15 protein-coding genes are annotated in these 12,789 nt (G+C 32.9%); 7 read left to right on the top strand and 8 right to left on the bottom strand.

All coding sequences use genetic code 11. The annotated features are described in order from the left end of the window. On the top strand, window positions 1–250 hold a 250-nt coding region (locus A9G38_RS02960), incomplete at its 5' end, for an integrase core domain-containing protein (protein ID WP_141671706.1). Here the strand turns inward: A9G38_RS02960 and A9G38_RS02955 are convergent. Beyond that, on the bottom strand, window positions 234–857 hold the full coding sequence (locus A9G38_RS02955; protein ID WP_255307529.1) for an IS3 family transposase: 624 nt from the start codon (window positions 855–857) through the stop codon (window positions 234–236). The genes A9G38_RS02960 and A9G38_RS02955 overlap by 17 nt on opposite strands. Beyond that, window positions 857–1,159: an IS3 family transposase gene (locus A9G38_RS02950; protein WP_034915944.1), complete on the bottom strand. Its 303-nt coding sequence runs from the start codon at window positions 1,157–1,159 to the stop codon at window positions 857–859. Before A9G38_RS02950 ends, A9G38_RS02955 begins: the two co-directional genes overlap by 1 nt. A gap of 861 nt (window positions 1,160–2,020) precedes the next feature. On the opposite strand from A9G38_RS02950, the gene A9G38_RS02940 reads away from it, so the two are divergent. The 3 genes from A9G38_RS02940 to A9G38_RS02930 all read left to right on the top strand — a co-directional run bounded on the left by A9G38_RS02940 (window position 2,021) and on the right by A9G38_RS02930 (window position 3,432). After that, window positions 2,021–2,227, top strand: coding sequence for a hypothetical protein (locus A9G38_RS02940; protein ID WP_034910630.1), 207 nt, complete (start codon window positions 2,021–2,023; stop codon window positions 2,225–2,227). 266 nt (window positions 2,228–2,493) lie between these two features. Next, window positions 2,494–2,925, top strand: coding sequence for a hypothetical protein (locus tag A9G38_RS02935; protein ID WP_034910507.1), 432 nt, complete (start codon window positions 2,494–2,496; stop codon window positions 2,923–2,925). Between the two features lie 144 nt (window positions 2,926–3,069). After that, window positions 3,070–3,432, top strand: coding sequence for an MmcQ/YjbR family DNA-binding protein (locus tag A9G38_RS02930; RefSeq protein WP_034910510.1), 363 nt, complete (start codon window positions 3,070–3,072; stop codon window positions 3,430–3,432). Window positions 3,433–3,588: 156 nt separating this feature from the next. Here A9G38_RS02930 and A9G38_RS02925 read toward each other — a convergent pair whose 3' ends face one another. Genes A9G38_RS02925 through nikA form a run of 6 tightly spaced genes read right to left on the bottom strand, consistent with a single transcriptional unit; the run spans window position 3,589 to window position 9,908 of the window. Next, the gene (locus A9G38_RS02925; RefSeq protein WP_051634158.1) at window positions 3,589–4,914 is read right to left on the bottom strand and encodes an MATE family efflux transporter; all 1,326 of its coding nucleotides are present in this window, start codon (window positions 4,912–4,914) and stop codon (window positions 3,589–3,591) included. Window positions 4,915–4,917: 3 nt separating this feature from the next. Further along, entirely contained in the window at window positions 4,918–5,697 is a 780-nt protein-coding gene (locus A9G38_RS02920; protein ID WP_034910512.1) for an ABC transporter ATP-binding protein, read from the bottom strand. Continuing rightward, on the bottom strand, window positions 5,698–6,552 hold the full coding sequence (locus tag A9G38_RS02915; RefSeq protein ID WP_034910514.1) for an ABC transporter ATP-binding protein: 855 nt from the start codon (window positions 6,550–6,552) through the stop codon (window positions 5,698–5,700). It abuts the gene before it with no gap. After that, on the bottom strand, window positions 6,549–7,379 hold the full coding sequence (gene opp1C / locus A9G38_RS02910; protein ID WP_034910516.1) for a nickel/cobalt ABC transporter permease: 831 nt from the start codon (window positions 7,377–7,379) through the stop codon (window positions 6,549–6,551). The genes A9G38_RS02915 and opp1C overlap by 4 nt, the downstream gene beginning before the upstream one ends. Then, window positions 7,376–8,320 (bottom strand): nickel/cobalt ABC transporter permease, encoded by a 945-nt coding sequence (gene opp1B, locus A9G38_RS02905; RefSeq protein WP_034910518.1) that lies wholly within the window; start codon window positions 8,318–8,320, stop codon window positions 7,376–7,378. Before opp1B ends, opp1C begins: the two co-directional genes overlap by 4 nt. Window positions 8,321–8,342: 22 nt before the next feature. Then, a complete protein-coding gene (gene nikA, locus A9G38_RS02900) occupies window positions 8,343–9,908 on the bottom strand; it encodes a nickel ABC transporter substrate-binding protein (RefSeq protein ID WP_034910521.1) in 1,566 nt (521 codons plus the stop codon). 289 nt (window positions 9,909–10,197) lie between these two features. Between nikA and rhlE the strand changes: the two genes are divergently transcribed. From rhlE to A9G38_RS02885, 3 genes are all read left to right on the top strand, one after another. After that, entirely contained in the window at window positions 10,198–11,511 is a 1,314-nt protein-coding gene (gene rhlE, locus A9G38_RS02895) for an ATP-dependent RNA helicase RhlE (RefSeq protein WP_080702301.1), read from the top strand. 16 nt (window positions 11,512–11,527) lie between these two features. Next, window positions 11,528–11,863, top strand: a complete 336-nt coding sequence (locus A9G38_RS02890; RefSeq protein ID WP_034910524.1) for a YggL family protein — start codon at window positions 11,528–11,530, stop codon at window positions 11,861–11,863. An 85-nt stretch (window positions 11,864–11,948) separates the two neighbouring features. Next, window positions 11,949–12,257 carry a hypothetical protein gene (locus A9G38_RS02885; protein WP_034910527.1) on the top strand — a complete coding sequence of 103 codons (309 nt, stop codon included), beginning with the start codon at window positions 11,949–11,951 and terminating at the stop codon, window positions 12,255–12,257. Window positions 12,258–12,789: the final 532 nt, after the last annotated feature.

Below are 12,789 nucleotides of genomic sequence, written 5' to 3'. Positions count from 1 at the left end.
TAAGACATTTAATATCACGCATTCATTAAGCAAGAAAGGATGTCCTTATGACAATGCGGTAGCGGAAGCGACATTTAAAACAATTAAAACGGAATTTGTAAAAGGCCAACGTTTCAACTCAACGGCTGAGTTACAACGCGCTTTTTCGGCTTATGCCTATTGGTATAATCATAAACGATTACATTCTTCGTTAGGCTACTTGCCTCCCATTGAATTTAAAAAACACTTACCCCTTAATTTTTTTGTTTGAAAATGTATTGCCATTCCAAACATTCATCAATCAAATAATTATCAAACTCTTTTCCTCTATCAGAATGAAACAACTCAATCGTCTGTAAGTTCATTGGAATTTGACTCATAGCTTGCATGACCAGTGCCGCTGTTTTATGCCTGCCAGCACTTCGCCCCACTATTTCTCGATTACTGATATCAACAATTACACAAAAGTAGTGCCAACGTTGTTTAACCCTTACATAGGTTAAATCGGTCACCAATATCTTTCGTGGTTGACCTATATTAAATTCTCGATTCAGTTCATTCCCCACCAGCGATTCATTGCTTTTTTCTGTATGAATACAATATTTTTTACAGGTGTATTTCGAAACCCAGCCATTTTTCGCCATGATTCGACCTATTCGGCGTCGAGATACGGTTATGCCTTGCTTTCTCAGCTCTGCTTGCAGACGCCTTGTACCATAAGCACGATAATTAGTATTAAAAATTTTACCCACTATTTCACTCAGTGATATATCTTGTGATTGCTGCGTTAATTGCCGTTGATAATAGAAACGATTTCGGGTTACATTTAAACATCGACATAATGCACGTAAGCTGTATCGATGCTTATTATGTAAAATTAACTCGATTTTCTTCCCATTATCAACGCCGCTTGCTTTAGGATATCATTCTCCATTAACAAACGTTTATTCTCTTTGCGTAGCGCGATAAGTTCGTTCTCTTCAGTTCGACGATTATCTTTTGCGATGAATGAGCCGGTAGTTTGGTACTGCATTATCCAATTATCTAATGCTGATTTGGTGAGGTCATACTCTGCGACGATATCCGCACGTTTTTTACCATTTTGATATAGCATGACCATTTGTTTTTTGAACTCGTTAGTAAAGCTACGTTTTGCTCTTCGTGATGAATCGATTGCCATTGTTGTTACCTTCTCTTATTTTTAGTTCATCATAACAATGACCTTATAAAACTGGTACTAATTAGTGTAGCCGATCCAGAACGTGTGTGTATTTCCATTTACTGTAATTTCAAAATTCAATATAACACCTTTAGATTCGCATTCAAATTGAAACAAATCGTCATACCAATCAGGGAATATAATACTCATTAATCTAGTACCTTTTTTTGATAGAGCAACCTCATAATCTTTTACATGCATTGGATACGATGGAACGATTGCATGATGTTTTGGCTCTCTTTTTCGTTGGATACTTTTTAAGTTATCGCTTACATAGTTATATCATAATACTTTATCTAACATGGCTTCAGATATTTTTTAATAATTTTTTAATATTATAGTCACCAAAATGAGGATACACGAGGTAGATATTTGGTTTTTTTTTCCAGATATAGGGATTTCATTTTCCCAAAATATCCATTTTTTTCACCACGGCTCTTCTCCATAGGTAAAATATACGGTATCCATATCGCTAGGCACTAGTTTTGTTGATGCCCAATTATTCTCCAGCCACTACTCTTGTCTATTTTCTTATCAAATAATGAGTAGCTGTCTAATACCATAGGTTCAATCAATCGCCGAGCTTGTTTGATTTCTACTTCAGATATATCAGTAGAATTAGAAATGTTAACAAACAGCTCGGCCAGTGATTAATAAAAATTTAATAAAATCAGGGGTGTATGTGGTTGTTTTTATATCGCCTAAAAAGACTTGCTTATTGAACAATTTTTAAAAACTACACTTGCTTTTTTCTTAAATCAGCGTTTAGATATAACAGTGATAAGCATTGGGTTTGTCACTAATTTATTAGGAGGACTTATAATGGTACAAAAATTTGCTCCATACGGTAGTGATGTTTCGTCTGGCACTTATAAGTGCGCTGACTGTGGCTATATTTATTCTAACCAAAGTAAGAAATCGTTACCTCCTTGCCCTGATTATAATAAAAAACCGCACAGCAAAAATGGTTGGTATATTATGTCTGGACAGGGTGATTCAGTTAAAGATCCTCATCCACATAAAAAGTAATTTTATTCAGTTAATGCTATTAAAAGGTAGCCAATATGGTTACCTTTTTTGATTGTATCGATTTAAAATGATATTTTTTAGTTGTCAGCAATTAATTGTGACGTATGTATAACGATATGACTATTAAGTATAAATATCAATTCTTTCATATAGTTATTTTATAAACCGCTTATTTTGTTGTGAATTTATTTGATTTGTTTTTCATTTAGATGTTTTTTATAATAAAATCAATATGACTATTAAATCTAAAAGTAAGGAATATTGAAGTGAAAAAGCTAATGAAATTGGCAGTGTTACTTTCTGCTCTTTTTACAATTTCGAATGCGTATAGTGCTGAATTACCACCATCAGCAAACATAACTAAAGCTTTTGCCGATAGTGCAAAAAGGTCGATATTAGGTGAAGGTGGCGAATTTCCGGTTAAAGTGGATGCGGGTTATGAAATAACTAACATTTTTGGTAATCTTAATAATATTGTTTTTGAATATAATATGCCGACCGATAGCCAAAGCGTATCAATAGTAGACATTACAGAAAATATCAGGCTTGGGCTTAATGCTCAATTTTGTAATAAGCAAGACGTGATTGAAGTATTACGTGCTTATGATATTCGGTTTTTATTTCGTTTTCAATTCAATGATGATCGTAATGTGCCAGCAACGTTATCAATAGATGAAATTTGTAAAGAACAAAAATAAATAGGTTAAATTTATAGCTATTATTGACACCTTATTTTGATATTATTATGTATAAAATGGTTTTATAAGGCTTAATTAGTATGTTATATATTAAATAAGCTGTTTATATTATTGTATTAGATTGGGTGAATTGAAAAAGAAAAAATGACAATAAGCTTTAAGAATAAATTAATTGAATATGCTCATACTTTGAATAATATTCAAATTGACAACCCTTTTGAAAATTATCCTAACTATCAGGTTATTAGACATAAAACTAATGCCAAATGGTTGGGGTTAATTATGTCAGTGGAAAAGAATAAGTTAGGTCTAAATTCAAAAGATATGGTGGAAATAATTAATGTTAAATCTGATCCTGAATTAATTTCTATAATAAAAAATACTTCAGGTATATTACCCGCATATCATATGAATAAAAATCACTGGTGCACTATAATGCTCGACGGTTCTGTGCCGTTTGAACAAATCGTAAGTTTATTAAACCATAGCTATGATTTAACTATTTAAAATATATGATATATTTTAAATAATATAAAATGGTATAGTTGCTTACACAACAGGTTAATTCAGAAACAAAAGCTCTGTATTATCTTTTATATAAACTATCTAATTAATGCTTTGAACGGTATAAATACTTTAGACTTTTAAAAGATAATTGGTTATTTAGTTTAGTATATATCTTTTAGATTTTTTTACCCACATTACTAAAAATAAAGTTCTACCTAAGCTAAATAAAATATAAGAAAGCCATAATCCATTATTTCCCCATATTGGTACACAGATATATTGTGATATCAGCCATAAAATTAAGGCAAGGATCATAGAATCACGAATAGAAGAAGTGTAACTGATCCCAGAAAAAACGCCATAATAGATAAGACCACCAGCAACCACAATAGGAAAGATAGTAAGCCAATATTGATATTGCAAACAGATTGAGATGATTTCGATTTGATTGGTTAATAATTTAATAATTGTTGTATCAAATCCAAACCATAAAGCGATTAATATTAGAGGACAAATAATACAAGCTTGCAGTGACCAATGTAAGGTTTGATTATATAACTTAATATCTTTAGTACCTTTCGCCTTACCGCTAAATACGCTTGAGGCATTGGCAAACCCGTCAAACAAATAAGCCATTAAATAGTGAATTTGAAACAAAACGGCATTAGCAGCTAACACTTCGGTGCTAAAACTAGAACCAATCGAGATAAAATGGTTGGTAACGATTAATAAGCAAATGGTACGAATCATCAAATTGGTATTAACTAAAATCACTCCTTTCAATGATTGCCAAGATAGTATCGATTTTAAATCAGTTTGTTGATTGGATTTCGGTAAATTACGATAAATAAACCAAATGCCTAACAAAGTACAAATTATTTGAGCAATTAGTGTTGCAAAGGCAACTCCCTGCACATTCCAATGAAAGCTCCAAACAAAAATTACTGCCATAATAATATTAAGCAGATTAATTAATACTTGTAGAAATAGCACAGCCTTTACTTTAGACATTCCCATTAACCAACCAACTAAAACGTAGTTGATAAGGACAAACGGTGCTCCCCAAATTAAGACAGAGAAATAAATATCCGCGTAATATTTTACTTCTTCATTAGGTTTGATAACGTGCATTGAGGCAGAAAATATCACCTGTTGAAAAATGATAAAAATAACTCCTAAAAATATAGCTATAAATAAAGGGCGAATTAAAGATGCTCGCAACAGCAACGGATCGTCTAATGCTTGTGCGGCAAAACCAGTGGTACTGACTCGTAAAAAGCCAAAAAGCCAATAAATAGTATTAAAAATAACAGCGCCAACAGCAATGCCTGCAATAAAGGCAGGATTGGGTAAATGTCCAACCAAGGCGGTATCGACCACGCCCAGTAATGGAGTTGTAATAGTTGAAATAATAAACGGAATAACTAGCGCTAAGTAATCTTTAAAACGATATTGTTTATTAACGATAGATTGAGTTGCCATAATTTAAAAACCTAAAATAGATTTAAGAAGTTGTTTAGAATAAATATTATTAACCTGATTTAAATTGGCTATTTTATCAACTTGTTCGACAATCTGTCCTTGATAAAAGAAGATCACCCGATCGCAAAGATAAGTGATAGTCGCTAAATCATGTGTAATAAAAATGGTTGTTAAATTTAACTGTTTTTGCAGATCAACTAATAACGATAAAACTTGAGTTTGAACAGTAATATCAAGTGAACTTACTGCCTCGTCAAATAAAACAAATTTAGGTGAACAGGCAATTGCTCGTGCAATACAGATACGTTGTAATTGTCCACCACTCATTTCGTGGGGAAATCGATGATAAAATGATTCATTTAATCCTACTTGTTCTAATAGTTCAATTACTCGCTTTTTAAGTAGGCTTGCAGTAAGTTTGTCATAAATATAAATGGGTTCGGCAATAATTTCAGCAACGGTAAAATAAGGGTTAACTGAAGTGTTGTAGTCTTGAAACACAGCGCTTATTTCTCGTCGCATTGGAGATTTTCGCCATGCACGTTGTCCTATATCTTGCCCATTAAAATAAATTTTGCCACTATCAGGTTTTTCAAGCCCCAAAATTAGATTTCCAAGTGTACTTTTACCGCTTCCGCTTTCTCCTACAATACCTAAACATTCGCCTTGGTATAAAGATAAAGAAACATCTTTAATAATTGGTGTTTTTTTGCGATTAAATAAACCTTGATTAGGTTGTAAAAAAGATTTTTTGAGATTATTAATTTGTAATAACGGCGTCATTTAGATAGTCTCCAATCTATTTGGGTGGATAACGGCGTTAAATTTAGCTAATAACTGTTTACGCGTATCAATTAAGTAACGTGTATAATCATTTTTAGAATGATAAAAAATATGATCGCAACTACCTTGTTCTACAATCTGGCCTTGATTCATTACAATAATATGATCAGCGATATGGTGAATAACACTTAAATCATGCGAGATAAATATCATTGCTGTTTTCGATTTTTGTTTGATATTTTTTAATAATTGCAGAATATGAAGTTGACTAATAGAATCCAACGCTGTGGTTGGTTCATCGGCAATAATTAATTCAGGTTCAAGCATTAATGCTATTCCGATCATGATTCGTTGTAACATGCCGCCACTTAACTGATGTGGGTATTTCTTAAAGATTTGTTTTGGAACATTAAGACCAATGTCGGCAATCATGGTTAATGTTTTTTCAATAGCTTGTTTTTTACTAATTGTCAGATGTGCCAATAACGTTTCAACCACTTGATTGCCAATACAATAAAGCGGATCAAAAGCATTCATTGGATGCTGTAGTATAGCCGAAATAGCACTGCCACGAATATGGCGTAATGTTTCATGGTTTTGTTTTAATAAATCACCATTTAATTGTAATGCTATTTTAGACTGTTTAGGGTTAAATAAAACTTTGCCTTGAACCGAAAAGTAGGGCTCTAATAAACCGATAATAGCTTTGCTAGTTAAACTTTTACCGCAGCCACTTTCGCCCACAATACCTAAACATTGATGATGCTCAAGGCAAAAGGAGATATCATTAAGTAGTGTTTTGCCATTATCCAGTGTTACAGTAAGATTCTTAACCTCAAGTAATTTATTATTCATGCTGTTTTTTCCTTAGGATCAAGAATGTCACGTAAACAATCACCAAGCATATTAAATGCAGCAACCACAATTAATATTGCAATTCCGGGATAGAGCATTTGCATAGGATGCTGCATCATAACGTTTTTTGCTTCACTTAGCATTAGTCCCCATTCTGGAGTTGGTGCTTGTATGCCAAGCCCTATGAAAGATAAAGCTGAAATATTTAAAATTACCCAACCAGTATCTAGTGTGGCTAACACAACTAATTCTGACATTACATTTGGTAATAAGTGACGGCGAATAATAAATGAATGTGGTGCGCCAATTGCTCGGGAAAATAAAATATAGTTTTTACGGCTATATTTGATAACCGAGCTGCGAATCATACGACTATACCAAGCCCATTTGACCATAATATTGGCAATAATAACGTTCTCATTACCCACACCAAGTACGCCTACAATAGCAAGAATCATCACTTGGCTAGGAAAAGAGAGCATAATATCGCATAAACGCATAATACACTCGTCAAGTTTACCTCGTTTATAACCTGAAATTAGGCCAATTATTGCACCAATAACGATGGTAATAATCATGGTTAATAATGACAAAAATAACGTGGAGCGAATGCCATAAAGTAGTCTTGAAAAAATATCACGTCCAAGATGATCACAACCTAACCAATGTTGAGCAGACATTGGGGCGTATTTACGAATAATACGTACTTTATTAGGATCAAATGGTGCAATATAAGGGGCTAAGATACCTAATATAATGATAGTTGCAATGATAATTAAACAACATAATGCAGTTTTATTTTTACACACCTGCTTAAGTACATTCATGACAAACCACCATTATCACGTAAACGAGGATCTAGTAAATGATGAAGAACATCGACAATAAAATTACATACCACAAATAATATTGCCATAATTAAAATATAAGCTTGGATAACGGGGTAGTCTCGATTCATAATAGCTGCAATACATAACCGTCCAAGTCCTGGCCAGGAAAATATATATTCAACCACAAATGAGCCAGCAATTAATTGCGGAATTGTCATCCCTAATGCGGTAATAGTGGTATGTAACGAATTGATTAATACATGCTTAAGAATAATTGTTCGTTCTTTTAGTCCTCGGCTACGTGCATAAAAAACGGAGTAGTTACGCATGTTTTCTAGCATGTTATTACGAATAAAACGAATATAGGTTGAAATATAAACGAATGATAGCGTTAAAGTTGGTAGGATTAGATTTTGCCATGTGCCATATCCATTAGTTGGAAGTAAATCTAAATAATTAGCAAAAAACCAGATAAATAAAAGCCCAAGCCAGTAGCTCGGCATAGCCGTGCCTAAAAAAATTATAATACGTAAAATATGATCAAAAACTGAATTAACAAAAATGGCACATAAAATGCCTAAGATCAGACTAATAATCAACGTAAAAATAAATGAAGATAATGCTAAAAGCAGTGTTGGTTGTAAGCTTCGAATGATCTCATCTAATACTAGCCTATCTCGATGTACAAAAGAACGACCAAAATCAAGTTGAAAAACGTTATATAACCAACTGATGTAACGGTTCCAAAATGGTTCATTTAAACCTAACTCTAGGCGCATACTTTCAATAGCATCAGGCGTGGGCATAATTTCATTTAAACGTAATGCTACTTCAGCAGGATCAGAAGGGGCTAAATTAATAAGTAGAAAAGCGATAAACGAGATACCGATAATAATCGGTATCATCATAATTAAACGTTTAAAAAAGTAATTTAACATTATTACTAACTAACAAAATAAATTAAAAATGCATTTTCTCAAAGGGAATGTCAAACTGCGAAGGAGCAAATTCAATACCTTTTAGTGATTTTATGGCGATAGCTCGGTTGCGTTCATAAGTTAACGGAATATAGACCGCTTGGTTATGCAATGTTTCAAGCACATAACGGTAAAGATCTTGACGTTCTTTTTCATCAGTTGAAATTAATGCTTTACTAATGCTTGCATCAATTTGAGCTTTCTCTTTCAATCCTTGTTGTGCCATATAATCACCATATACTGGTAATTTCATGCCAGACATAAAAGATTGTGGGTCATAAGGCATTCCCCAAGAAATATCAAATACCATATCAAAATCACCAGCTTTTTGGCGATCACGATAACCTTGTTCTTCTTCTCCATGAATGTTAAGTTTTAAACCAACCTGTTCAAACTCATCTTGCATATATTGTGCGATAGTTTTTTGAGATGCAGTATTGCTATCATAATAAAGAGTTATTTCAAATGATTTGCCATCTTTTTGACGGTAATTCTGACCTTTTTGTTTTAGCCAACCTGCTTTATCAAGTAGTTCTTCGGCCAATTTAGTATTATATTCGTAAGGTTTTAACCCAATATTTGCATAAGGAATATTAGTAGCCATTAATGTATCAGCTGGCGCTTCGCTACCATTTAAGATACCTTCAGAAATATCTTTTTTATTAATGATATGTTCGATTGCTCGGCGCACATTAGCATCGCTTAAAGCGGGTCGAGTGGTATTCATCAATACGATACGGCTTGATACAGGTTTTGACATTAATGTTTGAAATTTATCCATTTCTGAAAAACGTTCAAATGAATCGGCATCCACCATATTTTTACCATAAATTAAATCAATTTCACCTTTTTCAAGTGCCATTAAACGGCTTTGGTTGTCTGCTATAACTTTCATGGTAACAGTTTTCAGTTTTGGTTGCTCACCCCAATAGTTAGGATTTGCGTTAAAAACAGCACACTGATCTTTTTTATGATCACCTAAAATATAAGGGCCTGTACCAATATAAGATTTAACGCCATTTTTTGTTTCACCATCGATCATTGAATTCGGTGAAATAAAGCGCATGGGTCTGGTTACTGCAATTTCAATCAAAAACGGGTAGTAAGGCTCTGACAGATTAACTTGAAGAGTATAATCATCTACCGCTTTAACTTCAGTAATTAAACGTACCATTTCAAGCCATGTATGGCGCACTTTATTTGACAGGACAGCATCCCAGTTTAATTTTGCACTGTGAGCATCAAATTTAGTACCATCACTAAAGGTAACATCTTTTCTCAGTTTAAACGTATAGGTTTTTCCTTGGTTTGTAATAGTCCAGCTTTCGGCAAGCCAAGGAGAAAATGTGCCATCTTGATTATAATGAACAAGCGACTCATAGAGCATATTTTGAGCCCACATTTCACCTCCATAAAGGTGTGGATTCAAATCGCGTATATCTCGGAAGTTTGCAAAAGTGATATCATCTTTTGCAAAACAGTTAAAGCTAAAAAGCGATAAAAGTGAGACAATTAATAGCTTTTTAATGTGGCTAAAGTTTAAAAGCATGTTTAATCCAGTAAATTATTATAAAGAGCAAAATATTAACATAATCGTAAATGATAATAAATATCATTTATATTTTTATGGATAAACACAATTAAAATTAGTACTCTTCTTTATAACATATTTATATATTAAAGGTGCTTTGATACTTTTAAGTAAGGGTTTGTGTAATATTTTAATATTTGGATTAGTATAATAGTCAGTGAGTAAATTTACTAAATAATCAGACAAATATTATTGAATTGCTTTATAATGCATATGAATAATTTATTTTTTATTTAGGATACATTTCATGTCATTTGACTCTCTTGGTTTAGATACCAAGATTTTAAAAGCAATTCAAGAACAAAACTATACCGATCCAACTCCCATTCAACAACAAGCTATACCTGTAATCTTATCTGGTAAAGACCTTATGGCGAGTGCACAAACAGGAACAGGTAAAACGGCAGGCTTTGGTTTACCAATATTACAAAAACTTATTGAACAGCAAGCAAAAGAAGCTAATAATCCAAAATCTAAAAAAGGCAAACGTCCTTTATATGCCTTGATTTTAGCCCCAACGCGTGAGCTGGCTGCGCAAATAGGTGAAAATATTCGCGATTATAGTCGTTATTTGCCCATTCGTTCATTAGTAGTTTTTGGTGGAGTGAGTATTAATCCACAAATGATGAAATTGCGTGGTGGTGTGGATATTTTAATTGCAACACCAGGGCGATTGCTTGATTTACAGCAAAAAAATGCGGTGGATCTGTCAACGATTAAAATACTGGTGTTGGACGAAGCTGATCGCATGTTAGATATGGGATTTATACATGATATTCGTCGTGTGATTGCCAAGCTACCTAAAAAACGGCAAAATTTAATGTTTTCGGCAACTTTTTCGGATGAAATAAAAGTTTTGGCTCAATCTATTTTGCAGTCACCTGAATCTGTTGCTGTAGCAAAAACCAATAGTGCTTCAGAACAAATTACTCAATATGTGCATCGAGTTGATAAACGCCGTAAGCGTGAGCTACTATCTTATTTAATCGGTAAAAATCAGTGGCAACAAGTGTTAATTTTTACACGAACCAAATATGGTGCAAATCATTTAGCGGAACAATTAACGAAGGATGGCATTAAATCAGCAGCTATTCATGGTAATAAAAGCCAAGGAGCTCGAACAAAAGCATTAGCTGATTTTAAAAGCGGACAAATTAGGGCATTGGTTGCCACAGATATTGCCGCTCGAGGTCTTGATATAGAGTTATTACCTTACGTTGTTAATTATGAGCTCCCTCAAGTTGCTGAGGATTATGTTCATCGTATTGGTCGAACAGGTCGAGCGCAGAATCAAGGGCAAGCTCTCTCGCTTGTGTGCATTGATGAATTGCCACAATTAAAAGCAATTGAAAAATTAGTTAAAAAAACGATTCCAGAATTAACAACCAAAGGGTTTGAAGTTGATCCTAAAATTAAAGCTGAACCTGTAAAAAAATCGTCACCAAGGCGTGCGCCAGCAAAAATAAGAGGTTCATCTTCAAATCGATCGTTGCAATCCAATCAAAATGGTGTGATCTCCAATAAACATAATCATACTCAAAATAAGCAAACTTATATTTAATAAGAAGGAAATTATTATGGTAAATCGCAGCAGACGTTTACGAAAAAAATTACACATTGAAGAGTTTAAAGAATTAGGTTTTACCGTTAGTTGGTCGTTTGACGAAGGTACAACTGAAGAAACTTTAGATAATATCGTCGATCAGTTTATTCTTGAGGCTATTCAACCCAATGGTTTAGCTTATGAGGGGAGTGGTTATTTAAATTGGAAAGGGATTATTTGCACCCAAAAACTAGGTAATTGTACCGAAGAACACCGTGACATTGTCACAAAATGGCTTGACGAACACGGTCTAAAAAGTGTTAAAACTAGCCCACTTATCGATATTTGGTGGGATGAATTAGAATTCTAATCTATTGGTGATCTCTAAATAGAAAATAGTCACTGGTGTGGCTATTCAGGTACAATATAGTATTTCGGTAAGGAGTACTTATATAATGAACGAAGGTACTATTTTTAAACTTGATAAAAAGTATACGCCTTTTTTATTCAAAGCGATAGAAGCAGCAAAGAAAAGCGAATTTGTGACCAAATATAAATACGATATCGATCATTTTTATATATCTTTTAATAATTATATAAGCACAAATAATGGATTTAGCTGTTATACAATAAGCTTTTATTCGAAAGAGATAACGCAAGATAATTGGATGGACATTGGGACTGGCGGAATAGTTATAGATGATATAAATGTTGATATAGATGTTGATTCTGGCGATGTTATTTCCATTTATGCAAGTCGTTAACATAAAAAAGAATTTATAAAAATTATTGGTATATAAAAATAATTACATTAGCGATTATATTTATTGCTACTAAAATTTTTTAAATTATCTAAGAGTAAATCGTTTTATATATTGGTACAGCTAGTTTTTTCAATGATAGATTATCAACGGATGATATTACAACTTTAATATGGATTGCTTTTTTATAATTTTCTTTCCAACTGTAAGAAAAAGATATCCAAGCTAATATTTACAAATCTTAACAAAAAGGTCAGCATTTTATATTTAAATGATGTTATTTTTTATTTACAATATAGGCTTGTTTTAGTGAGTTACTATATTTCTTTTTTATCTAAAACAAAAATGATTTTATAAAAATTAATCGATACACTATAATAAAAATATTATATTAAACAATTACTTGAAATATTGAATAGGTTATGGTAGAATGAAAGAAGCAACACAACACAACACAACACAACACAACACAACACAACACAACACAACACAACACAACACAACACAACACAACACAACACAACACAACACAACA

This window comes from Gilliamella sp. Imp1-1, from assembly GCF_001690415.1.
GTDB lineage: Bacteria > Pseudomonadota > Gammaproteobacteria > Enterobacterales > Orbaceae > Gilliamella > Gilliamella bombi.
This window is presented reverse-complemented; position numbering and strand designations above follow the sequence as displayed.